This window comes from Acidovorax sp. NO-1 (genome assembly GCF_000238595.1).
Lineage (GTDB): Bacteria > Pseudomonadota > Gammaproteobacteria > Burkholderiales > Burkholderiaceae_C > Acidovorax.
The window spans coordinates 40729-66496 of record NZ_AGTS01000083.1 but is presented as its reverse complement, the minus strand read 5'-3'; the positions used below and the strand labels follow the sequence as shown (position 1 = coordinate 66496).

Below are 25768 nucleotides of genomic sequence, written 5' to 3'. Positions count from 1 at the left end.
GAAGAAACTACTCATGATCCTGCATTCGCCTTCTACGATTGAACACTACACTGCCGCCAAACTTTGGGGGGGCCGCACCCTGCTTGATGTGGTTGCGGCACATGTTGTCGATGTTCCGCAACGAGTGGCCATCGTCGATACACCAGACCGTGAGGCGCTCATCGGCACGCCCGCCACCTCGGTAACTTGGAGCGAGTTCGGCAAAGCCGTCGACGCGATTGCCACCGGGCTGATTCGCCGTGGACTTAAAAAAGACGATGTTGTGGTTGCGCAGTTACCCAATGTCTGGGAGTTGATTGCGTTGTACTTTGCTGTGTCCCGCGCCGGAGGCGTGCTGTCTCCGGTGGCCATGCAGTGGCGCGAAACCGAGTTGCGCAACGTCGCAGAGGCCAGTCAGGCGCAGCTCTACATCGGCGTAAAAAATTTCAAGGGCTTCGACCACATTTCGATGGCTGCCAAGCTAGGCTACGCCACCGTGGCGATTGAAGACGTCACCGCTTTGGCCGCACAGGCACCAGACCAGGCCCTGCTGGACGCTGTCAGCGTCAGTGCCAACGATATTTTCAGCCTGTGCTGGTCCTCGGGTACTGAATCACATGCCAAGGGCTGTCCGATGTCGCACAACAACTGGCTTTACCAGATGCGGCTGGTGCCCAATACGGCGGGCATTCAAGAGGGTGACCGTGTACTGGCACCAGCACCGATGGTCAACATGACGGGTGCCGTGGCTTGGCTGAGCTGGCTGGCAGCGCGTGGCACGCTGCTGCTGCACCATCCGCTCAATGTCGAACTGTTCCTCAAGCAAATACTCACGGAAAAGGTTCAGTTCACGATTCTGGTGCCTGCAATCCTGAACATGATCCTCAAGCTGCCCAATGTCGACTGCCTCGATTTGTCATCCATCCGCTCAATCGCCACAGGCTCAGCGCCGCCCTCGCGCTGGAGCATGGAGGAGTTCAAGCGCCGCTGGAACATCGAGATCTGCAACCTGTGGGGGCAGACCGAGGGCACAGGCTTGGTTGGCGGCCCGGTTGACGTGCCGGACTTCGCTATGCGATCGGACCATTTTCCCTGGTGGGGCAAGCCGGGACTTGAATGGCCGTCGACAATGGAAGGCGTACAAGCCAAGCTGCTTGACGAGCAAGACCAAGAATGCACGCGGCCAGGCGAGGTGGGCGAGTTGGTCTATCGCGGACCCAACGTGTTTGCCGGCTACTACCGGCGGCCAGACCTCGCGCAGAATTCGTTCACGGCCGACGGTTTCTTTCGCACCGGTGATTTTTTCATCGTGCGCGATGAACGCCACATCGGCTTTTTTGACCGCAAGAAGGACATCATCATTCGTGGTGGTTTCAATATAAGCGCCGCCGAGGTCGAGAACCTGGTACTCACCCACCCCGGTGTGCAAGAGGTAGCAGCGGTGGCGGTGCCCGACGAAATCATGGGCGAGAAGACCTGTATCTACGTCGTGCCCAAGGACAAGGCCCGGCTGCCGACGCTGGAAGATATCGTTGACCACTTGAAACAAATTGGCGTGGCGGTCTACAAGCTGCCCGAGCATATTGAGTACCTTGACATCATCCCGCGCAACCCGGTGGGGAAAATTTTGAAGGCGCAATTGCGACAACGCGTGCATGCTTCGGGGGCGTGACCTCCAACTCTGGACACTCAATCATGACCCCTCAAACGAACTCATCGCCGCGCAGTCTCCGCGGTGAAACCGCGATCATCGGCGCCGGCATTTCGGCCGTCGGCCGCGTGCCGGGCAAGAGCGCGCTCGCGCTGGCCGCCGACGCAGCAGGCAAGGCGCTTGCCGATGCCGGCATCGGCAAGCACGAGGTCGATGGCGTGCTTTCCAGCTCCGCCTTCGCCTCGCCGTTTCACCGATTCAGCGTAGCCTTCAGTGAGTACCTCGGCATCCAGCCGACGTTCTCCAACACGATGCAGGTCTCCGGCGCCACGGCGGCCACCCTGTTCAACATCGCCGCCGCCGCCATTGCTGGCGGCCTGGCCGAGACCGTTCTGGTGGTGGGCGGCGACAGCTTGCTGACTGGTCTGTCGCCCGACCTGGCCCTGCGCTCGATGACCGAAAGCCGGGACCAGCAATACGAAATGCCATTCGGCATTCCCGTGGCCAACACCTTCGCCATGACAGCGCATCGCCACATGAAGGAGTTCGGCACCACCTCCGAGCAATTTGCCAAGGTGGCGGTGATCCACCGCGAACACGCACGCCGCACGCCGGGGGCGCAGATGACCGATCCGCTGAGCGTCGATGACGTGCTGAATTCCGGCTGGGTGACAACGCCCTACCACAAGCTCGACTGCTCGCTCATCTCCGACGGCGCAGCAGCTTTCATCGTCACCTCGACCGAGCGCGCCAGGGCGCTGGGAATTGCCAAGCCCATCTACATCCTCGGCGGCGGCGAATGCTACACGCACGAGCACATCTTCTTGATGCCCTCGCTGACCACCACGGGCGCGGTGCAGTCGAGCGCCAAGGCCTACGCCATGGCCGGCTGCGGGCCCAAGGACATCGACGTGGCCGGGATCTATGACTGCTTCACCGGCACGGTGATCATGATGCTGGAGGACCTCGGCTTCTGCCCCAAGGGCGAAGGTGGGCGCTTCGTCGAAGACGGGCAGATCACCTACGGCGGCGCCATCCCCTGCAACACCCATGGAGGCCTGCTGTCGTTTGCGCACTCGGGCATGCCGGGTTCGCTGTTTCATTTCTACGAGGTCGTCAACCAGCTGCGCGGAAGCTGCGGTGAACGCCAGGTCGCGGGCGCTGAACTTGGCCTGGTGCACAGCCTGGGCGCCGGTTTTGCGACCAACGCCACCACCATCCTGGGAACGGAGGCCACGCTGTGATCAACCTCAAAGACGCCCACCTCAAGCCACAGCCGATGCCAGATGCAGATTCGGACATCTATTGGCGCGGCATTCAGGAGGGCAAGCTGCTGCTGCAGCACTGCCCAGCGTGCGGCCACGTGCAGCTCTACCAACAGGCGATCTGCCGTGAGTGCGGTAGCGAGCGCCTAGAGCACCGGGCCGCCAGCGGTCGCGCCAAGGTGCATTCGTTCAGCGTGGTTCACCGGGCGCCCGGCCCGGCTTTCAAACAGGACACGCCCTATGCGGTGCTGCTGGTCGAACTCGAAGAAGGTCCGCGGATGATCAGCTCCTTCATCGGCGCAGACCCTTCAGCAGTCACTTTCGACATGGCTGTCGAGTTGGTTTGCGAACCCGTCGGTGGTGGTGTGTCGCTGCCGCGATTCCGGGCGGCCGGACCTCCAGCGTGAGGCAGCGTCGTCGTGCGCCTTCTGAGTGTCTGAGGACATGACCCAACCCAACGCGGGATTTCGGTGGCCGCAGCTTGTTGCTGCGCCGTCCTCCCAGGCGGCAGTCGAGGGGGCTCCTCCTGACCTGACGACGGCCACAGTGGCGCGGCGGGCGATTGCGCCCTTGTCCATGCATGAACGGATCGTGGCCATCGTTGCGCCGGTCGGCTATGGCAAGACGACATTGATGGGCGGATGGTTTCGCGCTTGCAAAGACGCAGACCCCGTGTGGGTGGGACTCGATGCTTCCTGGCGCGACCAGGTGTTCTTTGTTCGCTCCTTGTTGAATGCGATCGGAGGCCCGTCGGAGCCGGTCGCGATGGGGGCCATTGACGCGGCGGCGGTGGTCGAGAGCGGCTTGCTGGCGTTGTTGCAGGCCCTTGGACAACGTCGTCGTCCCATGATGCTTTTTTGCGCCGCTATGCCAGGTCTTTGTGCGCCAGTGGCCGGCAGGACCACAAGATCAGGACCCATTCCACTATGGCGCCGCACAAACGGTTCTGGCCTATGCGCACAAATGCAATTGACGTTTCACCGTGGCCCCCCAGTCCTTGCGCGAGGTGCAAGTGAAGTTCGGGGAGGCTCCTTCGCCTTTCGGCCACATGTGGGTGCGGGTGATCTTTTCCGCCTTGCTGTTCAAGGCGGGGCGGCATCGTGAGGCCCTGGCAGACAGCACCTCGGCGCTGACCGAAGAGCTGGCTTTTGCTCCCGACGCCTCGTGCCTGGCGGTCAGGCTGCGCGCGATCCGCGCGTTGCTGCTGTACGAACGCAACCTGTGCATCGAGGCGATGGTGGATTTGGAGGTGGCGTGACCACTACTGTCGCACCAGGGCATCGTCGATAAGATGGCGTAGATCGTGTGGCCGATGGGGTGCAGCAGCAGCCCCTGCGCCAGCGCGCGGCAGGCATAGCGGCGGCCGAAGTCGGGCAGGCGTGCTGAGCACGTGCCACGCGAAGACCATGCCCTTGCGTCGATCGAAGCGCACACGCGGGTGCTTGGAGATCGGCGCGAACTGCGCGGCCAGCCGCTCGCTGGTGCCCAGGTTCTGGCGCAGCGCGTCGGTCTGCGCGAAGAGGTCCAGCGTGGCCAGCGCGGCGCGGCAGGCCAGCGGGTTGCAGGTGTAGCTGTGCGAATGCAGGAAGCCGCGCGCCACCTCGTCGTCGTAGAAGGCGGCATAGACCGCGTCGGTGGTGAGCACCACCGACAGTGGCAGCGTGCCGCCGGTCAGGCCCTTGGAGAGGCAGAGAAAGTCGGGGCGGATGCCCGCCTGCTCGTGCGCGAACAGTGTGCCGGTGCGGCCGAAGCCGACCGCGATTTCGTCGAGCACCAGGTGCACCTGGTGCCGGTCGCAAAGCTCACGCGCGCGTTTCACATTTCAGGTACAGCGGGTCGTGCATGGCCTTGCCGGCGGCGCACTGGATCAGCGGCTCGATGATCACCGCAGCGGTCTCGTGCGCGTGTTCGGCCAGCCAGTCGCCCAGTGAGGCGGCGGCCCCCTCGGCCACGTCGGCCGGGGTGTCGCCGGGCGCGGCCTGCCTGGCGTCGGGGCTGGGCACGGTGGCGGCCATGCGCACCAGCGGCGCGTAGGCTTCACGGAACAGCGCGATGTCGGTCACGGCCAGCGCGCCCACCGTCTCTCCGTGGTAGCCCCCGGCGACACTGACAAACCGGCACTTGCCTGCCCGGCCCGCATTGCGCCAGTGGTGGGCGCTCATCTTCAGCGCGAACTCCGTGGCACTAGCACCGTCGCTGCCGTAGAAGGCGTGGCCAAGGCCGGTGCGCGCGGCCAGGCGTTCGGAGAGTTCAACCACTGGCCCGTGGGTGAAGCCTGCAAGCATCACGTGGCCCAGTGTGTGCAGCTGGTCGATCAGCGCGGCGCGGATCGCGGGGTGGTTGTGGCCGAACAGGTTGACCCACCAGGGCTGCGCTGGCGCCACGGCGTTGGCCGACACGGGCTGCGTCAAAGCTCGGCGCCCAGGGGCAGGATGACCGGGTCGCCGGCCTGCGGACCTGCGGGCTCGCTGCGGATCTCGACGATGCGGTTGGCAGCGTCGGGGAACACCAGCTGGGGCACGGCCTCGTCGAGCTTGTCTTCGTGCACCATGCCGAAGGCCGCGATGATCACCAGGTCGCCCACGCTGGCGCGCCGGGCGGCCGAGCCGTTGAGCGAAATGATGCCGCTGCCGCGCGGCGACCTGATGGCGTAGGTGATGAACCGTTCGCCGTTGTTGACGTTCCAGATGTGAACCTGTTCGTTGGGGCGGATGTTGCTCGCCTCCAGCAGGTCTTCGTCGATGCCGCAAGAGCCTTCGTAGTGCAGCTCGCAGTGGGTGACGATGGCGCGGTGGATTTTGGATTTCAGCAGGGTGCGGAACATAGGGGATTTGCTTGAACGGAGGGAGCCTCGGCCATCGACAGGGCCAAGGTCAGGCGTGCGCCCGCGTGGTGTGCATGCCCGTGCGGGCCAGCAGGTCCTGGTCGGCTTCCACGTCGGGATTGCCGGTCACCAGCAGCTTGTCACCGTAGAAGATGGAGTTGGCGCCGGCCAGGAAGCACAGCACCTGGGTCGATTCGTCCATCTGCCGGCGCCCGGCCGACAGGCGCACCTTGGCCCTGGGCATGGTGATGCGGGCCACCGCCACGGTGCGCACGAACTCCAGCGGGTCGAGGTCGGGCTCGTCGGCCAGCGGCGTGCCGGGCACCTTGACCAGGTGGTTGATCGGCACCGACTCGGGGTACGGTGCCAGGTTGGCCAGTTGCGCGATCAGGCCGGCGCGCCCGGCGCGGGACTCGCCCATGCCCACGATGCCGCCGCTGCAGACGTGGATGCCGGCCCCGCGCACGTGGCCCAGCGTGTCCAGCCGGTCCTGGTAGTCGCGGGTGGTGATGATGTCGCCGTACAGCTCGGGCGCGGTGTCCAGGTTGTGGTTGTAGTAGTCCAGACCAGCACCCTTGAGGCGTTGCGCCTGGTCGCCCGTGAGCATGCCCAGGGTGCAGCAGGCCTCCAGGCCCTCGTCCTTGATCACGCGCACCAACTCCTCGACCTTTTCCAGGTCGCGGTCGTTGGGCGCTCGCCAGGCGGCACCCATGCAGAAGCGCGAGGCGCCGGCCGCCTTGGCGCCGAGCACGGCCTCGCGCACTTCCTCGGGCGTCATCATCTTGGTGGCGGGCACGCCGGTCTCGTAGTGCACCGACTGCGGGCAGTAGCCGCAGTCCTCCGGGCAGCCGCCGGTCTTGATGGACAGCAGCGTGGCCAGCTCCATCTCGGTGGGGTCGTGGTGCTCGCGGTGCACGGTCTGCGCGCGGTGCATCAGCTCAGGGAATGACAGGTCCAGCAGGGCCTGCACCTCGGCCACCGGCCAGGCCTGCTGGCGGGCCTCGACCGACAAGGTTCCCACGCTCGATGCCTCGGCAGGCTGCGGGGGTGATTGCACCCAGTGGATGGGTTCTTCTCTCAGGATCGTGTCATTCATTGCGCAATACTCCAGTGGTGTCCAGCAAAATTCAATCGATAGGTCGACGCGGGCGCATCGTGCCTGCAAGGCCAGCCACAGCGCTTCAGGCGCCTTGTGGTCTGATGTGCTGGGTGGCCTCGTCTTCGACCCGCTGCCAGATCTCGACCGCCATCGGGTTCTTGCTCTCTTCCAGGATGTGTCCCACCAGCCCTATGGCACGCGCCAGGACGCCGATGCCGCGCACAATTTTCCATGGTAGCCCGAGCTCGCAGCTGATGGCGCCGATGGCGCCGGTCGCGTTGACGGGAAGCGACTTGCCAGCGACGCGCTCGGCCTCGGCGCAGATCAGTTGTTCGAGCCGGATGTAGTCGCCGGAAAAGCCATTGTCCTTGGCGATCTGGAACAGGCGCGGGGCGCGCGGATCGACCGGCTTGTGCAGCGGATGTCCCAGGCCGGGGATGATCTGGCCGCGGGCACGAAAGGCTGCCACGGTGTCGATGGCGATGCGCTCCAGGTCAGCCCCTTTCGTTCCGGGTGGCAGGGCCTCGTAGAGCATTTTGGCGGTGCCTTCGGTGCTGCCGACGAACACGCTGCCCAGGCCGCACAATCCGGCCGCCACTGCGGCCTGCAACGACTCGGGCGCACCGGCGTAGGTCAGTCGCGCGACCAGCGCACTGGGCGTGATGCCGTGCTCGACCAGCGTCACCGCGATGGCGTTGAAGACGTTGGACTCCTGCTGCGTTGGCATGCGCCCGACGATCTGCAAGAAGGCCATATCACCCAGGTTGAGATGGCCGAGGATTTCGTCAGGCAGACTCTTGCCGTGCACCTCGATGCGGTCGGGGGTACTCCAGGCAATGTCGGAGCGGATGGGTTTGGCTTTGCGAGTCATAAGGAATTCCAGTCGATTGGAGTGGGTTAAAAAATCAGGCGCTCAGACCCGCGTCGCGCAGCACGGCGCGCGCGCGCTGCACCACCGGCAGGTCGACCATCTGGCCGTCCACGGCCACGGCGGAACCACCCGCCGTTTCAAATGCTTTGCAGACGCGGCGCGCCCAGTCAAGCCGTTCAGGGCTCGGCGTGAACACCGCCTGGACGGTGGCCAGCTGCTTCGGGTGGATACACAGCTTGGCACCAAAGCCGAGTCGACGTGAGCGTTCGGTGTCGGCCTGCAAGCGTTGCAGGTCGTCGATGGCGGTGCTGACACCATCCACCGGCGCCGCCAGCCCGGCCAGCCGCGAAGCCAGCACCAGTTGGGAGCGGAAGGCCAGCAGCTCGATTTCCGTGCCATCGGGCGCACACTCAATGCCCAGATCCAGCGCCAGATCGACGCTGCCAAAGGCCAGCCGGATCACGCCCGGCACGCGTGCGATGCTGTCCATCTCATGCAGGCCGCGCGCCGACTCGATGATGGGCAGCACGTCCTGGTAGGTGGTCTCGACCACGGTGCAAACGGCGTCGATGCCTTCGGCCTTGGGCAGCATGATGGCGGCCACGCCGGGGTGGCGGCACAGTTCCAGGTCATCGTCAAACCAGGGCGTGCCGGCGGCGTTGATGCGCACCACCAGCGGCGCGGCCTCGTCCAGCAGCGCCGCCAGCGCCTCGCGCGCGCGCACTTTGGCCTCGGGGGCCACTGCGTCTTCCAGGTCAACAATCACCGCGTCGGCACCGCTGGCGCGCGCCTTGGCAATGCGCTCGGGCCGGTCGGCGGGCACAAAAAGATAGGCATGCAGCAAAGCCTTTGGGCCAGAGGTATGGGCTGTCATGCGCGTGCCTCCAACCAGCGGTCCATGCGCGGCGCCTCGGCCACCGCCCAGACGCGCGCGATCAGCGCCTGAACCTCGGCAGGCGTAGCCCCCTTGCCGTAGGCTGCCAGGCGCTGCGCCTTGTCTTCGATCTCGGCGCGCGTCAGTGTGTTGCCGGGGTCGCCTTTGGGCTCATCGACCCGCGCGCTCAAGCTGCGGCCATCGCGCGTCGTCACCGTCACCTTGCCGATCCAGCGCTGCGGGTAGGCCTGATCGACCTCGGCGTCGAGCTGCATGGTCACGCGGTCGCGCAAGGCGGCCACGCGCGGCGCGAGGTAATGCGCTTCAAATTCATTCAGCCCGGCAAAGCCGTATTCGGCCGCCAGCGCCAGCACCGTGCCCATCGAGAACTTGGCCTGGTGCACGGTGGCCGGCACGGTGACGCGGCCCAGCACGTCGATGGCGCCCTGGTGCACCTGGGTGGTGACGCTTTCGATGTCGTCGGCTTTCACGCCGTGCGTCTGCATCAGCGTCAGCAGCGCATCGGCGCTGGGGTGGGTGTGGCGGCACGAGGCGTGGTATTTGAACGAGGTTTCCGCCGTGGCCCAGCGCTGGCCCAGGCGGTCGGTCAGGCGCGCCGGATCGGCGTCGCTCGACATGCCCGCGGCCATGCCCTGCGCGCCTTCCAGAATCTGGCGCGCGCCGGTAAAACCGCTTCGCGCCAGGTAGGCCGAGGTCAGACCGCAGGATGCCGCGTGCGCGGTGTGCAGCTGCTTGGAGTCGGCGGCGTCGCGCAAAAACTCCCACAGTCCGGCGGCTTGTGTGCCGGCGCTGCCGAAGGCATGCAGCATGGTGGCGGCATCGAGCTTGAGCAGCCGTCCGGCCGCTGCGGCGGCGGCCAGCGTGCCGGCGGTGGCCGTGGTGTGAAAGATGCGGTAGTGCGAGCGGCCCAGGAACTCGCCCACACGAATGCCGACTTCATAGCCCGCCACCACGGCGGCCAGGAACTCGCGGCCGCTGGCACCGATGTCCTGCGCGATGGCCAGCGCCACCGGGAACACGACGGCCGCGGGATGAAACACCGAGCCGTTGTGGACGTCATCCTGCTCGGCGAAGTGCGAGGCGGCCGCGTTGACCATCGCGGCGAAATGGGGCGAGGTGGTGCGGCGCGAGATCAGCACCTCGGCGCGGCCCGAGTCCGGCCCCATGGTGCGGGCATAGGCTTCGATGGCCTCGACCGGCCGGGCGCCCTTGCCCGCCAGCGCGGAGGCGTACCAGTCGAGGAACAGGTCTTCGGTGCGGCGCAGCACCGGCGCCGGAATGGTGTCGAATGACAGATCGGCGGCAAAGGCAGCCAGCGTCGCGCTCGGGTTTGTATCCAGGGTCATGGCATCGATCTCGCAGTCAGATGGCTTTGTCCGCACGCAGCCGGGCAATGTCAGTCTCGCCGTAGCCGAGCTCGGTCAGGATGGCTTCGGTGTGCTGGCCCAGCGCAGGCACCGGCCCCATGGGCGGCGGCGGCTCGCTGCCATTGACGTGGTGCGGCGGGTACAGCGCCGGCAACGTGCCGCCGGGCGAGCCGATCTCGGTCCAGCGCCCGCGCGCCGCGAGTTGCGGGTGCTTCCACAGGTCGGCCATCTCGTTGAGCTGGCCATTGGCGATTTGCGCCGCATCCAGCCGCGCCACCAGTTGCGCCGCGGTCAGGGTGGCGCAGACGCCTTCGATGATGCCGCGCAGTTTCTCGCGCTGGGCCAGCCGGTTGGCGTTGCCCAGGTACTGTGCGGTCAGCTCGGGCAATTGCAACACCTGGTTGCAGAAGGTGGCCCATTCGCGGTCGTGCTGCACCGCCAGCACCACTTGCTTGCCGTCGCCGCAGGCAAAGGGGCCGTAGGGGTAAATGGCGGCGTGCGAGGCGCCGGCACGCGGCGGCGGCGGCTGGCCGTCCAGCGTGTAATAGAGCGGGAAGCCCATCCATTCGGACATGGCTTCGAGCATCGAGATTTCGAGCCGCTGGCCGCGCCCGGTGCGCCCACGCTCCAGCAAGGCGGCCAGCACGCTGCTGTAAGCGTACATGCCGGCGGCGATGTCGGCAATCGACAGGCCGGCCTTGGAGGGCTGTTCGGGCGTGCCCGTGACGGAGACAAAACCGGCCTCGCTCTGGATCAGCAGGTCATAGGCTTTTTTCTCGGTGCAGGGGCCGCCGTCGCCGTAGCCCGAGATGTCGCACACCACGATGCGCGGATTGACCGGCGCCAGGCTGGCGTGGTCCAGTCCCATGCGCGCGGCAGCACCGGGCGCCAGATTCTGCACCAGCACGTCGGCGCGCTCCACCAGCTTTTGCAGCACGGCGCGGGCATCTGGGTGCTTGAGGTCGAGCGTCAGGCTTTCCTTGGAGCGGTTGCACCAGACGAAGTGGGAAGCCGAGCCGTGGGCCCGGCTGTCGTAGGCGCGGGCGAAGTCGCCCTCACCCGGGCGCTCGACCTTGATGACGCGCGCGCCGAGGTCGGCCAGTTGGCGGGTGCAGAACGGCGCGGCAATCGCGTGCTCCAGCGTAACGATCAGCATTCCTTCCAATGGACGCATGGCAATTTCTTTCAGAATGAACGGGGCAGATCCAGCACGTGTTCGGCCACGTAGCTCAGGATCAGGTTGGTGGAGATCGGCGCCACCTGGTACAGCCGGGTTTCGCGGAACTTGCGCTCGATGTCGTATTCGCAGGCGAAACCAAAGCCGCCATGGGTCTGAATGGCGGTGTTGGCCGCCTCCCAGGAGGCTTTGGCGGCCAGGTACTTGGCCATATTGGCCTCTGCGCCACACGGTTGGTGGGCGTCAAACAGCTCGCAGGCACGCCAGCGCATCAGGTCAGCGGCCTCGGTCTCGATGTGTGCCTCGGCCAGGGGAAACTGCACGCCCTGGTTCTGCCCGATCGGGCGGTCAAACACGCGGCGCTCACTGGCATAGCGGGCGCTGCGCTCGACGAACCAGCGGGCGTCGCCAATGCACTCGGCGGCAATCAGCGTGCGCTCAGCGTTCAGTCCGTCCAGGATGTACTTGAAACCTTTGCCCTCCTCGCCGATCAGGTTCTCGGCCGGGATTTCGAGGTTGTCAAAAAACAGCTCATTGGTCTCGTGGTTAACCATGTTGCGGATCGGGTTCACCGTCATGCCCTGGCCAATGGCCTGGTGCAGGTCAACGATGAAGATCGACATGCCCTCTGACTTGCGCTTCACATCTTTGAGCGGGGTGGTGCGTGCCAGCAAAATCATGAGGTCGGAGTGCTGAATCCGCGAGATCCAGACCTTCTGGCCATTGACCACATAGCGGTCGCCCTGCTTGACCGCGGTGGTCTTGATTTTGGTGGTGTCGGTGCCTGTGGTTGGCTCGGTCACGCCCATGGACTGCAGGCGCAGATCGCCGCTGGCAATTTTGGGCAGGTAGAGGCGCTTCTGCTCATCCGAGCCATGGCGCAGCAAGGTGCCCATGTTGTACATCTGGCCGTGACAGGCGCCGGCATTGCCGCCGCAGCGGTTGACCTCTTCCATCACCACCGAGGCTTCGGCCAGACCCAAGCCAGCTCCGCCGTACTCCTGCGGAATCATCACCGCCAGCCAGCCGGCCCTGGTCAGCGCGTCCACACACGCCTCGGGGTAAGCACGGGCATCGTCAATCTTGCGAAAGTACTCGTCGGGGAAGCGTTTAAAAAGATCGCGCAGGGCGGCGCGCAACTCGGGGTAACGTTCTTGGTTCATCATTTTTCAGTCTCTAAAAGTTCCCCGCTGAGCCGCGCAGGACAAAGATTACCGGTTAGCGGAATTTGCTGAAGTCGGGCTTGCGTTTTTCAAGAAAGGCGCTGGCCCCTTCCTGCTGCTCGCCGGTACTGAAATAGTTGGGTGCCACTTCCTGGATCAGGTCGTTCATGTCCTTGCCCATGATCGGGGCCATGTGGTGGTAGAACGAACACTTGACGATCTTCAGGCAGGTCGGCGACAGCGACAGCAATTCGTCGCAGTACTTCTGCACTTCTTCGTCGAGCTGGGCCATGGGCACCACCGAATTGGCCAGGCCCCAGTCGAACGCCTGCTTCGCGCTGTAGCGGCGGCACAGCATCCACAGCTCGCGCGCACGCTTGTGGCCAAGCACATTGGCCGAATGCGAGACGATGTAACCACCCGCCGGTGAACCGACGCGCGGGCCGTTCTGGCCAAAGATCGCGTGCTCGGCGGCAATCGTGAAGTCACAGAAATAGGCAATGTGGTGACCGGCGCCAATCGCGTAGCCGTTGACGCGCGCGATCACGGGCTTTGGGCATTCGGCGATCTGGCGGTTGAAGTTGAATTCCAGGTCCTGCAGGCCGCTCTTGCCGCTGCTGTCGCCCTTTTCCCAGTTGACATCACCGCCGACGCAAAAGGCGCGCTCGCCCGTACCGGTCAGCACGATCACGCCGACCTTCGGATCATTGCCGGCCTGGGCCAGCAGCCGCTCCATCTCTTTGATCGTATCGCCGGTGAACGCGTTGAGCGTCTTGGGTCGGTTGATGGTGATGGTGGCGACAAAGTTCTTGACTTCGTAAATGACTTCCTGATCGCTCATGGTGTTTCCTCGTGAAAAAAAGTTGGGGAAAATCAGCGGCTCTGCGTGGCATGCCCGCGTGCAAATTCAAGAAACCAGTCCAGGCTGGCGGGGTTGGTCAGTGCATCGCGGTTGACCACTTTGTCGATGGGCTGGCCGAGCAGCAGCTTCTTGATCGGCAGTTCGAGCTTCTTGCCGGTGAGCGTGCGCGGCACCTCGGCCACGGCAAACACCGCGTCCGGCACATGGCGCGGCGACGCGGCCGCGCGGATGGCGCTCTGGATGCGCCCGATCAGCGGCGCGTCCAGCGCCACGCCCGGACGCAGCACGACGAACATCGGCATGTAGCTTTCGCGCCCCAGATATTCAAGGTCGACCACCAGGCTGTCGAGCACTTCGGGCAGCGCCTCGACCACGCTGTAGATGTCGCTCGTGCCCATGCGCACGCCGTGGCGGTTGATGGTGGTGTCGCTGCGACCGTAGATGATTGCGCCGCCGCGCGGTGTGATGCGAAGCCAGTCGCCATGCCGCCAGACGCCGGGGTACATGTCGAAATAACTGTCCAGATAGCGCCGGTTGCCGGGGTCGTTCCAGAAGTAGAGGGGCATGGACGGCATGGGCGCGGTGCAGACCAACTCACCCACCTCGTCCACGACCAGCTGGCCCTGCTCGCTGAAGGCCTCGACGCGCGCCCCAAGGCAGCGCCCCTGCATTTCTCCCACGACAACGGGCAGGGTCGGCACGCCGCCGACGAAGGCCCCGGCGAAGTCGGTGCCGCCGGAGATCGGGTTGATCCAGACATCGCGCCCGACATGCTTGGCAATCCACTGGTAGCTTTCCGGGGACAGTGGCGAGCCGGTCGAACCCACGGTGCGCAGCGGCCCCAGCGCGCCCACCTCGCGCGGCTCGACATCGGCTTTCTGGCAGGCCGCATAAAACGCCGCACCGGCACCCAGAAACGTCACGCCGACTTCCCCAGCGAAACGCCACAGCGTGGTGTAGTCGGGCCAGGCCGGGTTGCCGTCGTACAGGCAGGCCGTCGCCCCCACCAGCAAACCGCCCACCTGGCAGTTCCACATGATCCAGCCGGTGGTGGAAAACCAGTGGAAGCGGTCTTCGGGACCGAGGTCGTTGTGCAGGCGCATCAGCTTGACCTGCTCCAGCACAATGCCGCCATGGCCGTGCACGATGGGTTTGGGCAAGCCGGTGGTGCCCGACGAATACACCACCCACAGCGGGTGGTCGAAAGGCAGTGACTCGATGCGCAGTTCAGCCGGGGCGCTGACCACCTCGCTCCAGAGCACGCCACCGCGCAGCGCGTCCGCGCTGGCGCTGCGCTCCAGGCAGGGCAAGAGCACGCAGCGCTCGACGCTGGGCAGCCCGTCGAGCAGCGTGGCCACGGCTTCGCGCCGGTCGAAGCGCTTGCCACCCCAGTGGTAGCCATCGACCGCGATCAACACCTTCGGATCGATCTGCCGGAAACGGTCCAGCACCGTGGGCGCCCCCATGTCGGGCGAGCACACCGACCAGACCGCCCCCACCGAAACCGTGGCCAGAAAAGCCACGATGGTCTGCGGAATATTGGGCAGGTAGGCCACCACGCGGTCGCCCGGCCCCACGCCCGCCGCGCGCAGCCACTGGGCCAGCGCCGCCACCTGGTCTTGCAGCGTGCGCCAGGACATGTCCGCCCGCTCGCCCGCTTCATTGCGGAAGACGATGGCCGGTCTGGCGTCCGTGGCGTGCCGGAACACCTGCCGCGCATAGTTGGTGCGCGCGCCCACAAACCATTGCGCGCCTGGCATCCGGCGATCGCTCAGAACCGGGCCATTCCAGTCGTCGAGCGGCAACTCGAAATACTCGACGATGGCGCGCCAGAAGCCCTCCAGGTCATCCACGGACCATTGCCACAAGGCCTCGTAGTCGGCAAAGCGCAGGCCTTTTTCGCGTTCCAGCCATTGTTGGAAACGGGTCACCTCGGCACCCGCGATGCGATCCGCGCGGGGGGTCCACAAGATGTCGGTGGAAGACGGGCTCATGGCTTCCCTCCTGCTGTGCTTGCCATGGCGGTTTCTTGCAGGCGCACGACCCCGTCGCGCACCAGTTGGGCAATCTCCGGCGCACCGTAGCCCAATTCGCCCAGCACCTGCCCGGTATGCTGCCCCAGCGCAGGAGGCGCCGGCATCTCACCGATCTTGCGCATGCCTGCAGCCAGCTGCGCCGGAAAAGGGATCAGCGGCAGCCCCGGCATCTCGGGGTGCTCCACGAAACGGGCGGCCAGCACCGGGTCGGCCATGGCCTCGGACACCGTGTTCACCGGACCACAGGGAATATCGGCGGCCTCGAAGGCTGCCACCCAGGTAGCCGCCGAACGGGTGATGAAAATCGCCTCCAGTTCAGCCAGCAGCGCCGGCCGGTTGGCAATGCGCACCGCATTGCGCTGGTAACGCGGATCGGTGAGCCACTCCAGCCGCTCGATGACGGCGCAAAACCGCTTGAACGCACCTTCATTCACCACCGACACGCTGAACCAGGCACCGTCGGAGCCTCGAAAGTGACGGCTCGGCACAGCAATCGGCAGGTTCACCGCACGAACCGGCTCGCGCTGCTCAACCGCATATTCACCCACCTTGCTGGCAAGAAAATTGAACATGGTGTCCACCAGGGACAACTCCACGCGCTGCCCCTGGCCGGTCTGCTGCCAATGCATCACCGCGGCCAGCACGCCCAACGCGCCGCACATGCCGGACGCCACATCGATGATCGGCAAGCCGATACGAACCGGTGGATTGCCCTCTTCCCCGCTGGCGTAGAAGGCCCCCGTCATGCCCTGCACCACGCTGTCGACCGAGGGCCTGAGCCGGTAGTCGCCCTGCTCACCGAAGGCGCTGACCATGTAGTACACCAGCGTCGGGTTGATGCGCCGCACCGCGTCGTAGGTCAGCGCATGTGTCTCGGCAAAGTCGGGGCGAAAGTTGTGCACCAGAACCTGGGCTTTTGAAATCAGCCGCTCCAGCACCGAGCGCCCGGCAGGGGTGCGTATGTCCAGCGCGATCGACTCTTTGCCCCGGTTGCAGGTCATGAAAGCGACGCTGGAGTCGCCATAAAACGGCGGGCCGAAATGCCGCCCCTCCTCGCCTGTCATGGCTTCGACCTTGATGACGCGGGCGCCCAGGTCGGCCAGCACCATGGCCGCGTAAGGCCCGGCTATCAAGCGAGACAGATCGACGACGGTGATGCCACTCAGAATACCTTGCACGGCAACGCCCTTTTCTACTTGCTGGCGCGTGAGCGGGTGCGGAAGGCCGCAATGCCGGCGCGATGCTCGGGCGTGTCTTCGAGCACCGCCATGTGCGAGGACACCATGTCCAGGTGTGTGGCGAGCGCCATGGTCTGGCTTTGGTAGACGGCGCGGCGAAAGAAGCGAACCGCCTGCTGCGGCTTGGCGGCAATGGTGCGCGCCATATCGTAGGTGGCGGTCATCAGTTCGGCATCGGGCACCACGCGATTGACCATGCCAATGCGGTCGGCCTCTTCCGCCCCCACCACGCGACCGGTCCAGAACAACTCGAGCGCGCGCGCCGTGCCTATCAGTCGCGGCAAGTACCAGGCACCGGCATCACCGGCCATCAGTCCGATGTTGATATAACTCTCGGCCAGCGTGGCCGAGCTGGCCATCAAGCGGATATCGCACATCAAGGCCATGTCGCAGCCAGCGCCTCGCGCAGCGCCGTTGACAGCGGCAATGACCGGTTTTTCCATCCGCTCCAGCGTGAGCGCAATGCGATGCACGTGGCGGTACAGAAAATCCTTGCGTCCCATGCTGTCCATTTCACTGAACTTAGCCATTTCCTCGAAGTCGCCACCCGCACAGAAGGCGCGTCCGGCACCGGTGACCACGATCACCTTGACTCGCTCATCAGCTTCGGCCTGCTCAAGTGCTGCGCGCCAAGCATCCACCATCTCAAGATCGAAGGCATTGAGCTGATCGGGCCGGTTGAGGGTCAGGGTCGCAATGCCGTCGGCATCAACCGCAAGCAAGATGGCAGGAACGACGGACATGGAAAACCTTTCTGACGGTGGGATGAACAAGGATCAAGGATCAAGGATCAAGGGCGACTGTCCGCGCCTGCCGGAAACCGGCTGGTTTCGATAAACGTCATGCGAACATATTGATAGAACGGTGGTTAGTTAGGACCGCAAGCCGAAGCACGCCTTGCAAGCAGCCTGGTCACAGGCGCGGGCGTGTGTTGCACACCCCATGACCTTCCCGACACCTATCGTTCAATGTCCTCGTACAGGGCGCGATAGCTGTCACGCAGCGGATGCTTTTGAATCTTGCCGGTGGAGGTCATCGGCAAGGCATCGACGATGCGGATCGCCTTGGGCACCTCAAAGCCACCGAGATGCTCCTTGCAGTGGTTGATCAACTCGGCCTCGTCGGCCTGCGCCCCTGGCTTGAGCACCACGAAGGCGGTGACCGCCTCGATCCAGCGCGGGTGCGGCAAACCAACCGCCGCCACATTGGCCACCGCCGGGTGGCGCAGCAACGTGGCCTCGACCTTGATGGACGGCACGTTTTCGCCGCCGGTCTTGATCATGTCCTTCTTGCGGTCCCTGAACATCATCTGTCCATCGACCCACATGCCTAGGTCACCGGTGTGGTGCCAGCCGAAAGCGCGTGCCTCAGCGGTGGCTTCGGGATTTTTGTAGTAGCCCTCCATCACGTTCGGACCGCGGTGCACGATCTCGCCGACCTCGCCGGGGCCGAGCAGCTGGCCCGCGTCGTCCATCACCGCCGTGTCGTTGATCAATGCACTGACGCCCCAGTAGGAACCAAAGCGTTTAAGCTGCTCTTCCGGCCGGAAGGCCATGGTGAGCGGGTACATCTCGGTCTGACCGGTGGCCAATGAGTAATTCGGGCAGAACTCGGCGATCAGGCGGCGCAGCAGGGTCTCGGCCATGGGCGCCATGGCGTACACGCACATGCGCAGGCTCGACAGGTCTCGCCCCGGGCGCGAGGGATGATCGAGCATGGCCTGGTGCATCTGCGGCAAGCCCACCAGCAAGGTCACCCGTTCACGCTCGATGGCGTCGAGCATGGCGGCGGGTTCGAAAGCGCGCATCACAATCACCGTGCCGCCGCCCGCCAGCACACCGCACATCAGCGTGTGCTGGGCGCAATGAAAGAGGGGCAGCACGGCAATGTTCACGGCATCGCGCCACACCCCCAACTCAAGCGCGTTGTTCATCGCTGCCATCACCACCGACAAATGGCTTTGCATCACCCCCTTAGGGCGGCCGGTGGTTCCGCTGGTGTACATGATCTGGGCTACGTCGCGGTCATGAATTTCAACCTCGGACTCAGTGGCAGACTGCGCAGCAATCGCTGCAGCGAAGCTGCTGAAAGCCCCAGCCCCCTCGCCTTCCAGCACCCATCCGCGACCGGGCTGCGCCTCGATGGCTGCACGCAACTCCGGGCGCACCAGCAGAGCGGCATCCACAAGCAGGAAGCGCGCCTCAGAGTGGTCGATGATGTAGCGAACGTCATCCAGCCCCAGGCCGGTGTTGATCGGCACCCAGATCAGGCCGGCGCGATGGATGCCGAACATGGCCACCAGGAACTCAAGCGAGTTATTGCATAGCGTGGTCACGCGGTCACCTCGCACCAAGCCAGCGGCCAGCAAGGCATTGGCGCAGCGGGTCACGCGCTCATCGAGCTCACCGTAGCTCATGCGCTGATCGCCGAGCACGAACGCCGTCTTGGCGCGGTCTCGAGCTGCCGAGCGGCGCAGGAAGTCGCCGATGGCCACGCGGGCAATTGCGCCAGGGGATGGCACACCAGCGATGACGGAGGTTGATGGGTTCATGATCGATGTCTCCTGCATTTTGAATTGTTTGACCGGTGCCGCCGACCATCCTGCCAGGAACAAGCCTGGCCTCTGCTTTACCTCGGCATCCGCTGCGACCTATAACGCAGTCACCAATTCGGGCACCGCTGTGAACAGATCCGCCACCAGCCCATAGTCGGCCACCTGGAAGATCGGCGCTTCGGCGTCCTTGTTGATCGCAACGATCACCTTGCTGTCCTTCATGCCGGCCAGGTGCTGGATGGCGCCCGAGATGCCGACCGCCACGTACAACTGGGGTGCCACGATCTTGCCGGTCTGGCCGACCTGGTAGTCGTTGGGCGCGTAGCCGGCGTCGACGGCGGCGCGCGAGGCGCCGATCGCCGCGCCAAGCTTGTCGGCCAGCGGCTCCAGCACGGCGTGAAACTTGTCGGCCGCGCCCAGTCCGCGTCCGCCCGATACGATGACCGTTGCAGCGGCGAGTTCCGGGCGCTCCAGCTTCACCACCTCACGCCCGACCAGGGTGGTCAAGCCGAGATCGCCAGCCGCGTCCAGCGTCTCGACCGCTGCCGTGCCGCCCGAACCGACCGGGTCGAAGGCGGTGGTGCGAATGCTCAGCACCTTGATGGCATCCTTTGATTGCACGCGGGCCAGCGCGTTGCCGGCATAGAACGGGCGCAGGAAGGTGTCGGGCGACTCGATCGCGATCACGTCCGACACCTGGGAGGCGTCCAGCAAGGCCGCCACGCGCGGCAGCACGTTCTTGCCAAAGGCCGTCGCCGGTGCCAGCACATGGGTGTAGCCCGCATCGGCGCGCACGCGTGAGCGCACCAGCTCGGCCAGGCTCTCGGCCATATGGGCCTCGTAGTGCGCCGCGTCGGCGTGCAGCACCTTGCTCACGCCCGCAACCGCCGCCGCAGTCTGGGCCACGGCAGCGCAGTTGCGGCCCGCCACCAGCACATGGATGTCGCCGCCGATGCGCGTGGCCGCGGCAATCGTGTTCAGCGTGGCCGCTTTGAGTACGGCGTTGTCGTGTTCCGCAATGATCAGGGTTGTCATCAGATCACCTTCGCTTCTTCTTTGAGTCGTTTGACGAGTTCGGCCGTGTCGGCCACCTTGATGCCGGCCTTGCGGGTCGGCGGCTCGCTGACGTGCAGGGTCACGGTGCGCGGCGCGATGTCGATGCCGAGCTCGGCCGCCTTGATCACCTCCATCGGCTTTTTCTTGGCCTTCATGATGTTGGGCAGCGTGATGAAGCGCGGCTCGTTCAGGCGCAGGTCGGTCGTGATCACGGCCGGCAGCTTCATGGCCAGGGTTTCCAGGCCGCCGTCGATCTCGCGCGTGATGGTGGCGGTGTCGCCGCCGATCTGCACCTTGGAGGCGAAGCTGGCTTGGGCCCAGCCCATCAGCGCGCCAAACATTTGGCCAGTCTGGCCAGCGTCGTCATCAATCGCCTGCTTGCCGAAGATGGCGAACTGAACGCCCTCTTTTTGGGCCACATGCTGCATCAGCTTGGCCACCGCGAGCGGTTCGAGCGCGGCGTCGGTTTCAACCAGCACGGCGCGATCGGCGCCGATGGCCATCGCGCTGCGCAGCGTCTCCTGGCAAGCGGTCGGGCCACAGGACACGACGATCACTTCAGAAGCGACACCGGCCTCCCTGAGGCGCACCGCCTCTTCGCAGGCGATCTCGTCGAACGGGTTCATGGACAATTTCTGGTTCGCGAGATCGACTCCCGAACCGTCGGACTTGACGCGGGCCTTGACGTTGTAGTCCAGCACCCGCTTGACAGCGACCAATATCTTCACTTTATCTCCATAGGGTTAAAAAATAAACAATTCAAAACCGGCAAGAACGCAGCCCGAAGCCGGCCCCTTCAATCACGGCTCACTCCCACTTCCAGTCCTTGTACATCTCCCGCAGCTTGGTCTTGAGGAACTTGCCGGTCGAAGTACGCGGGATTTCATTCACGAAAGCGAAACCTTCGGGCAACTGCCACTTGGCGAACGTCTTGGCCAGATGATCGCGAATCTCTTCCCCAGTGGCACTCATGCCAGGGCGCAACACCACCACCGCCAGCGGCCGCTCGGCCCAGCGCGGGTGCGGCACCGCGATCACAGCTGCCTCCAGCACCGCCGGATGCCCCATCACGGCGTTTTCCAGATCGACCGAACTAATCCATTCGCCGCCCGACTTGATCAAATCCTTGGTGCGATCGGTCAACTGCAGAAAACCCTCGGAGTCGATGCAGCCGACATCACCTGTGCGCAGCCAGCCATCGGCAGTAAAGCTGCTTTCGTTGATGGGCAGATCGTGATAAGAGCCGGTAATCCATGGCCCACGCACCTGAATCTCGCCGACCGACCGCCCATCCCACGGTACTTCACCGTTGTCGCCGACCAGCCGAATCTCAACCAATGGCGCGGCCATGCCCTGCTTGATACGGAAGGCATATTGCTCTTCCTTGGGCAGTGCCCGCATGGAAGGTTTGAGCGAGGACACGGTACCCAGCGGCGAAGTCTCGGTCATGCCCCAAGCAGTGCCGACTTCAAGACCAAACTCATCGAAACCACGGAACAAGGATTCGGGTGCCGCAGAGCCGCCCACCATCATGCGCATGCCAGGCACCAGGTCGTACTTGCCCGGGTTTGCGCGCAGCGTTTGCAGCAGCGACAACCAGATGGTGGGCACACCACCGGTGACGGTGACCCGCTCGCGCTGGTACAAGTCGAGCAGCGATTCTGAGTCGAGGTGCGGGCCGGGAAACACCAGCTTGGCACCGACGAAAGTTGAGACGAATGGCAAACCCCATGCGTTGGCGTGGAACATTGGCACCACCGGCAGCACTGTGTCAGTACCCGACACGTTGATCCCCCCTGGCAGTGCCGCCACGAGCGTGTGCAGCACGGTGGAGCGGTGCGAATAGACGACACCCTTGGGGCTGCCCGTGGTGCCCGAGGTGTAGCACATGCCGCAGGGCGCGTTTTCATCGACTTCAACACATCTGAAGTCATCAGTCGCTCCACCGATGAAGCCTTCATAGTCCTCGTACCCCTGCGGCACCGGCTTGCCTGTCAGCGGCACCACAATGATGCGCTCGAAGTTGACATCCTTGGCGAACTGCGCCAGCAACGGCAGCAAAACATCGTCGACGATCAGGAAACGGTCCTTGGCGTGGTTGACGGTGAACGCAATGTCGTGCGGGAACAGGCGCAAGTTGAGGTTATGCATCACCGCGCCGGCCGCCGGAATGCCGAAGTAGCACTCGAGGTGGGCGTAATGGTTCCACATCAGGGTTGCGACCCGGTCACCGGGCTGGATGCCGGCCTTGACCAGCGCCTCGGCCAGACCCTTGGCCCGACGGTGGAAGTCGGCGTAGGTATGGCGATGCAGGGACTTGTCGGGCATCCTCGATACGATCTCCACCTTCGGGTGGTACAGCTTGGCCCGCTCCAGGAAATGATTGAGCGAGAGCGGCACTTGCATCATGGTCGATTTCATAGCTGCTTTTCTCCTGTTTAGCTTTCAATTCAAAGAAGGTACTGTTTCGGACGGCCCTGCTCCCGGGCTCTCCGAAGGGGTACCGATAGCCTTCGACCTACTTGCGCATGCCGCACCTTGCACATCGGATGCGACCACACGAGGAAACAGCATCGTGTACATGCGCTGCGCCAACGCATCGACGTCCAGACGCCCGCCAGGCCGGTACCACTGCGCCGTCCAGTTGAGGGCGCCGAGCACCGTCTGGCGCACCAGCACGGCATCGGTGTCGACCAAGCCCTGCGCCGCAGCCTCGCTGATCGGCACCATCCACAAGGCCTCGTAGGCATCGCGCGTTGCCATCACCCGGGTCTGCGCGGCCGGCGAAAGGCTGCGCCACTCGTAGAGCAGCACGGTCATGGCGTCGAACCTCGTACCCAGCAAAGCTTTCAGGTGGCTGCGCACCATCGACAGCAGCCGCTCGGGCAGGCGCGTCTCGCCAGCCAGCCCGTCGCGCACCGACTGCATGATGTCGCGAACGCCCTCCTCCATGATCGCCACCAGCAGTTCCTCCTTGGTGGCGAAGTGGTAGAAGATCGAACCCGAAGTCATGCCCATGGCCTGGGCAATCTCGCGCACCGAGGTGCGCTCGAAACCCTGTCGCCGGAACCGACTCGCCGCAGCCGCCAGGATCGCATCTCTGCGCGGGAGTGGGTTGTCTTGCTTCTTCGTCATGCCATATACTATATCATCTAACAAGCGTTTGGTTGATGGTCTTATCCATCGCGTGCTGGGTGCTTCCGGCGCCGTCCCGCGTGGACGAGCCACTCTTCGCAGCCGTCGGCCATGCCAGTGTCAATCTCAATCTAACTTCAAGGACAGGCCCATGCTCAACCGCACCCTCTTCGGTGAAGAACACGAACTCTTCCGGGACCAGGCCCGCCGCTTTCTGGAAGAAGAGGTCATCCCCCATCACGCTGGCTGGGAAACCTATGGCATCGTGCCGCGCGCCGTCTGGCGCAAGGCCGGCGCCGCGGGCCTGCTGTGCCCCGCCATACCCGAGCAATACGGCGGCGGTGGCGGCACGCGCCTGCACAGTGCCGTGCTGATCGAGGAAGTCGCGCGCGCTGGCACGAGCGGGATCGGCTTCGGCCTGCACTCCGACATCGTGGCACCTTACATCCTGGCCTACGGCACCGAGGAGCAAAAGCACAGCTGGCTGCCGAAAATGGCCACCGGCGAGGTGATTGGCGCCATCGCCATGACCGAGCCGGGCGCAGGAAGCGACCTGCAAAGCGTGCGCACCAGCGCGGTCCGTGACGGCGACGAACTGGTGATCAATGGTCAAAAGACCTTCATCACCAATGGCCAGAACGCCGACCTGGTGATCGTTGTCGCCAAGACCGACCCGACGCAAGGTGCCAAGGGTACCTCGCTGGTGCTGGTTGAGACCCATCGCCCCGGCTTCACGCGCGGGCGCAACCTCGAAAAGATCGGCATGAAGGCGCAGGACACCTCGGAACTCTTCTTCGAAGACATGCGCGTGCCGGTCAGCAACATCCTCGGCGGCGAGGGCAAGGGCTTTTTCCTGCTGATGCAGGAACTGGCCTGGGAGCGCATGCAGATCGCCATCGGCGCGGTGGCGGGCGCCGAGGCCGCGCTCGAATGGACGCTGGCCTACACCAAGGATCGCAAGGCCTTCGGCCAGCGCGTGATCGATTTCCAGCACAACCGCTTCAAGCTCGCCGAAATGAAAACCGAGGTGCAGATCGCACAGGTCTTTGTCGACCGCCTGCTCGGCCTGCTGATGGATGGTCAGCTTGATGCCGCCACCGCCGCGATGGCCAAGTACTGGACCACCGACCTGCACTGCAAGGTGATCGACCAATGCCTGCAGATGTTCGGCGGCTTCGGCTACATGTGGGAGTACCCGATTGCCCGCGCCTATGCGGATGCGCGCGTCGCGCGCATCTACGGTGGCGCCAACGAAATCATGAAGGAAATCATCAGCCGTACGCTGTAGCACACGCCGCCAGCCGCTTTCCGCCATCTTGCCTATCGCTTCCACAGATTCAGAAAGAAGGAAACCCACCATGACCGAAACATTCATTTTTGATGCCGTGCGCACGCCGCGCGGCAAGGGCCGCAGCTCGGGTGCGCTGCACGGCAGCACGCCCATCAGTCTGGCCATCACCGCGCTGCAGGCGCTGCGCGACCGCAACACCCTGGACACCGCCTTCGTGGACGACATCATCCTCGGCTGCGTCGAACCCGCCGGCGAGCAAGGCGCCAACATCGCCCGCGTTGCGGCCATCGCCGCCGGTTACCACGAAAGCGCTGCCGGTGTGCAGATCAATCGCTTTTGCGCCTCGGGCCTGGAGGCCTGCAACATGGCCGCCGCCAAGGTGATGTCGGGCCAGTCGCCACTGGTCATCGGCGGCGGCGTCGAGAGCATGAGCCGTGTGCCCATGGGCACCAGCGGCGGCGCTTGGGCGGCTGACCCCGCGGTAGCGATTCCGACCTATTTTGTGCCGCAGGGAATTTCAGCCGATCTGATTGCCACCCTTTACGGCCACAGCCGCAACGATGTTGACAGCTACGCGGTCGAAAGCCAGCGCCGCGCGGCACTCGCATGGGCCGAAGGCCGCTTCGCCAAGTCGATTGTTCCCGTCAAGGACGTGAACGGTTGCGTCGTACTGGATCGCGACGAACACATGCGCGCCGAAACCACGCTGGAGTCGCTGGCCAAGCTGGAGCCTGCGTTCAAGGTGCAGGGCGAGAAATACGGCTTCGACGCGGTGGCCATGCAGCGCTATCCGGAGATCGAGCGCATGGCGCACGTGCACCACGCCGGCAACTCGTCGGGCATTGTTGACGGCGCGGCCGCGGTGCTGATCGGCAACGCCGAGGCCGGCAAGCTGCTGGGCCTGAAAGCCCGTGCACGCATCCGCTCGTTCGCCTCCATCGGCAGCGAACCCACCATCATGCTGACCGGCCCCTCCTACTCGGCGGAAAAGGCGCTCAAGCTCGCCGGCATGAGGGCCAGCGACATCGACCTATATGAACTGAACGAAGCCTTCGCCTCGGTCGTGCTGCGTTTCATGGAAGTGATGAACGTCCCGCACGACAAGATGAACGTCAACGGCGGTGCCATTGCCATGGGGCACCCGCTGGGCGCGACCGGCGCCATGATACTGGGCACCGTGCTCGACGAACTCGAGCGGCGCAACCTGTCCACTGGCCTGATCACGCTGTGCGTGGGCGCCGGCATGGGCACCGCCACCATCATCGAGCGCGTCTGAAGCCCCGGCACGACGCGATCCTCATCACA

At 64.6% G+C, this 25768-nt stretch carries 22 protein-coding genes and 1 pseudogene; 6 read left to right on the top strand and 17 right to left on the bottom strand.

Annotated elements, in window-relative coordinates:
* Window positions 1-13: 13 nt before the first annotated feature.
* From KYG_RS13140 to KYG_RS25205, 4 genes are all read left to right on the top strand, one after another.
* Complete coding sequence (locus KYG_RS13140; RefSeq protein ID WP_008905397.1) at window positions 14-1651, top strand: class I adenylate-forming enzyme family protein; 1638 nt, start codon at window positions 14-16, stop codon at window positions 1649-1651.
* A 23-nt stretch (window positions 1652-1674) separates the two neighbouring features.
* Window positions 1675-2874, top strand: coding sequence for a putative thiolase (locus KYG_RS13135; RefSeq protein WP_008905396.1), 1200 nt, complete (start codon window positions 1675-1677; stop codon window positions 2872-2874).
* Complete coding sequence (locus KYG_RS13130; RefSeq protein WP_008905395.1) at window positions 2871-3302, top strand: Zn-ribbon domain-containing OB-fold protein; 432 nt, start codon at window positions 2871-2873, stop codon at window positions 3300-3302. The genes KYG_RS13135 and KYG_RS13130 overlap by 4 nt, the downstream gene beginning before the upstream one ends.
* Window positions 3303-3877: 575 nt before the next feature.
* Window positions 3878-4153, top strand: coding sequence for a hypothetical protein (locus tag KYG_RS25205; protein ID WP_008905394.1), 276 nt, complete (start codon window positions 3878-3880; stop codon window positions 4151-4153).
* Between the two features lie 32 nt (window positions 4154-4185).
* Here the strand turns inward: KYG_RS25205 and KYG_RS13125 are convergent.
* The 17 genes and pseudogenes from KYG_RS13125 to KYG_RS13045 form a co-directional block, all read right to left on the bottom strand.
* Window positions 4186-5306 (bottom strand): annotated as a pseudogene (locus tag KYG_RS13125) (aminotransferase class III-fold pyridoxal phosphate-dependent enzyme); the annotation flags it as partial.
* The gene (gene panD / locus KYG_RS13120; protein ID WP_008905393.1) at window positions 5303-5719 is read right to left on the bottom strand and encodes an aspartate 1-decarboxylase; all 417 of its coding nucleotides are present in this window, start codon (window positions 5717-5719) and stop codon (window positions 5303-5305) included. The gene panD and the pseudogene KYG_RS13125, both read right to left, overlap by 4 nt.
* Window positions 5720-5768: 49 nt before the next feature.
* Window positions 5769-6815, bottom strand: coding sequence for a biotin synthase BioB (bioB, locus tag KYG_RS13115; protein ID WP_008905392.1), 1047 nt, complete (start codon window positions 6813-6815; stop codon window positions 5769-5771).
* Between the two features lie 85 nt (window positions 6816-6900).
* Window positions 6901-7689 (bottom strand): citryl-CoA lyase, encoded by a 789-nt coding sequence (locus tag KYG_RS13110; protein ID WP_008905391.1) that lies wholly within the window; start codon window positions 7687-7689, stop codon window positions 6901-6903.
* Window positions 7690-7723: 34 nt separating this feature from the next.
* A complete protein-coding gene (locus KYG_RS13105; protein ID WP_008905390.1) occupies window positions 7724-8563 on the bottom strand; it encodes a CoA ester lyase in 840 nt (279 codons plus the stop codon).
* The gene (locus tag KYG_RS13100) at window positions 8560-9930 is read right to left on the bottom strand and encodes an MmgE/PrpD family protein (protein ID WP_008905389.1); all 1371 of its coding nucleotides are present in this window, start codon (window positions 9928-9930) and stop codon (window positions 8560-8562) included. Before KYG_RS13100 ends, KYG_RS13105 begins: the two co-directional genes overlap by 4 nt.
* A gap of 16 nt (window positions 9931-9946) precedes the next feature.
* Complete coding sequence (locus KYG_RS13095) at window positions 9947-11125, bottom strand: CaiB/BaiF CoA-transferase family protein (RefSeq protein WP_034694532.1); 1179 nt, start codon at window positions 11123-11125, stop codon at window positions 9947-9949.
* Window positions 11126-11136: 11 nt separating this feature from the next.
* Window positions 11137-12294 (bottom strand): acyl-CoA dehydrogenase family protein, encoded by a 1158-nt coding sequence (locus KYG_RS13090; protein ID WP_008905387.1) that lies wholly within the window; start codon window positions 12292-12294, stop codon window positions 11137-11139.
* Window positions 12295-12346: 52 nt separating this feature from the next.
* Entirely contained in the window at window positions 12347-13132 is a 786-nt protein-coding gene (locus KYG_RS13085; protein ID WP_008905386.1) for an enoyl-CoA hydratase-related protein, read from the bottom strand.
* A gap of 32 nt (window positions 13133-13164) precedes the next feature.
* Complete coding sequence (locus KYG_RS13080; RefSeq protein WP_008905385.1) at window positions 13165-15147, bottom strand: acetoacetate--CoA ligase; 1983 nt, start codon at window positions 15145-15147, stop codon at window positions 13165-13167.
* Window positions 15144-16367, bottom strand: a complete 1224-nt coding sequence (locus tag KYG_RS13075) for a CaiB/BaiF CoA-transferase family protein (RefSeq protein WP_085942575.1) — start codon at window positions 16365-16367, stop codon at window positions 15144-15146. The genes KYG_RS13080 and KYG_RS13075 overlap by 4 nt, the downstream gene beginning before the upstream one ends.
* Before the next feature lie 14 nt (window positions 16368-16381).
* Complete coding sequence (locus KYG_RS13070) at window positions 16382-17170, bottom strand: enoyl-CoA hydratase/isomerase family protein (RefSeq protein ID WP_008905383.1); 789 nt, start codon at window positions 17168-17170, stop codon at window positions 16382-16384.
* Between the two features lie 215 nt (window positions 17171-17385).
* Window positions 17386-18978 carry an AMP-binding protein gene (locus KYG_RS13065; protein WP_034694582.1) on the bottom strand — a complete coding sequence of 531 codons (1593 nt, stop codon included), beginning with the start codon at window positions 18976-18978 and terminating at the stop codon, window positions 17386-17388.
* 99 nt (window positions 18979-19077) lie between these two features.
* Complete coding sequence (locus KYG_RS13060; protein ID WP_008905381.1) at window positions 19078-20016, bottom strand: electron transfer flavoprotein subunit alpha/FixB family protein; 939 nt, start codon at window positions 20014-20016, stop codon at window positions 19078-19080.
* Entirely contained in the window at window positions 20016-20765 is a 750-nt protein-coding gene (locus KYG_RS13055) for an electron transfer flavoprotein subunit beta/FixA family protein (RefSeq protein ID WP_008905380.1), read from the bottom strand. Before KYG_RS13055 ends, KYG_RS13060 begins: the two co-directional genes overlap by 1 nt.
* Window positions 20766-20844: 79 nt before the next feature.
* Entirely contained in the window at window positions 20845-22443 is a 1599-nt protein-coding gene (locus tag KYG_RS13050) for a long-chain fatty acid--CoA ligase (protein WP_237707256.1), read from the bottom strand.
* Between the two features lie 39 nt (window positions 22444-22482).
* On the bottom strand, window positions 22483-23172 hold the full coding sequence (locus KYG_RS13045) for a TetR/AcrR family transcriptional regulator (RefSeq protein WP_008905378.1): 690 nt from the start codon (window positions 23170-23172) through the stop codon (window positions 22483-22485).
* 151 nt (window positions 23173-23323) lie between these two features.
* On the opposite strand from KYG_RS13045, the gene KYG_RS13040 reads away from it, so the two are divergent.
* Both KYG_RS13040 and KYG_RS13035 read left to right on the top strand, forming a co-directional pair.
* The gene (locus tag KYG_RS13040) at window positions 23324-24460 is read left to right on the top strand and encodes an acyl-CoA dehydrogenase family protein (protein WP_008905377.1); all 1137 of its coding nucleotides are present in this window, start codon (window positions 23324-23326) and stop codon (window positions 24458-24460) included.
* 70 nt (window positions 24461-24530) lie between these two features.
* Window positions 24531-25739 carry an acetyl-CoA C-acetyltransferase gene (locus tag KYG_RS13035; RefSeq protein ID WP_008905376.1) on the top strand — a complete coding sequence of 403 codons (1209 nt, stop codon included), beginning with the start codon at window positions 24531-24533 and terminating at the stop codon, window positions 25737-25739.
* Window positions 25740-25768 lie beyond the last annotated feature (29 nt).

Bases quoted from the DNA above. Each gene is read 5' to 3' on its own strand.
- KYG_RS13140 (WP_008905397.1), top strand. From the start codon at position 14: ATGATCCTGCATTCGCCTTCTACGATTGAACACTACACTGCCGCCAAA.
- panD (WP_008905393.1), bottom strand. From the start codon at position 5,719: ATGTTCCGCACCCTGCTGAAATCCAAAATCCACCGCGCCATCGTCACC.
- KYG_RS13060 (WP_008905381.1), bottom strand. From the start codon at position 20,016: ATGACAACCCTGATCATTGCGGAACACGACAACGCCGTACTCAAAGCG.
- KYG_RS13095 (WP_034694532.1), bottom strand. From the start codon at position 11,125: ATGCGTCCATTGGAAGGAATGCTGATCGTTACGCTGGAGCACGCGATT.
- KYG_RS13085 (WP_008905386.1), bottom strand. From the start codon at position 13,132: ATGAGCGATCAGGAAGTCATTTACGAAGTCAAGAACTTTGTCGCCACC.
- KYG_RS13065 (WP_034694582.1), bottom strand. From the start codon at position 18,978: ATGAACCCATCAACCTCCGTCATCGCTGGTGTGCCATCCCCTGGCGCA.
- KYG_RS13045 (WP_008905378.1), bottom strand. From the start codon at position 23,172: ATGACGAAGAAGCAAGACAACCCACTCCCGCGCAGAGATGCGATCCTG.
- KYG_RS13080 (WP_008905385.1), bottom strand. From the start codon at position 15,147: ATGAGCCCGTCTTCCACCGACATCTTGTGGACCCCCCGCGCGGATCGC.
- KYG_RS13090 (WP_008905387.1), bottom strand. From the start codon at position 12,294: ATGATGAACCAAGAACGTTACCCCGAGTTGCGCGCCGCCCTGCGCGAT.
- KYG_RS13105 (WP_008905390.1), bottom strand. From the start codon at position 8,563: ATGACAGCCCATACCTCTGGCCCAAAGGCTTTGCTGCATGCCTATCTT.
- KYG_RS13070 (WP_008905383.1), bottom strand. From the start codon at position 17,170: ATGTCCGTCGTTCCTGCCATCTTGCTTGCGGTTGATGCCGACGGCATT.
- KYG_RS13110 (WP_008905391.1), bottom strand. From the start codon at position 7,689: ATGACTCGCAAAGCCAAACCCATCCGCTCCGACATTGCCTGGAGTACC.
- KYG_RS13040 (WP_008905377.1), top strand. From the start codon at position 23,324: ATGCTCAACCGCACCCTCTTCGGTGAAGAACACGAACTCTTCCGGGAC.
- KYG_RS13050 (WP_237707256.1), bottom strand. From the start codon at position 22,443: ATGCAAGTGCCGCTCTCGCTCAATCATTTCCTGGAGCGGGCCAAGCTG.
- KYG_RS13135 (WP_008905396.1), top strand. From the start codon at position 1,675: ATGACCCCTCAAACGAACTCATCGCCGCGCAGTCTCCGCGGTGAAACC.
- KYG_RS13100 (WP_008905389.1), bottom strand. From the start codon at position 9,930: ATGACCCTGGATACAAACCCGAGCGCGACGCTGGCTGCCTTTGCCGCC.
- KYG_RS13035 (WP_008905376.1), top strand. From the start codon at position 24,531: ATGACCGAAACATTCATTTTTGATGCCGTGCGCACGCCGCGCGGCAAG.
- bioB (WP_008905392.1), bottom strand. From the start codon at position 6,815: ATGAATGACACGATCCTGAGAGAAGAACCCATCCACTGGGTGCAATCA.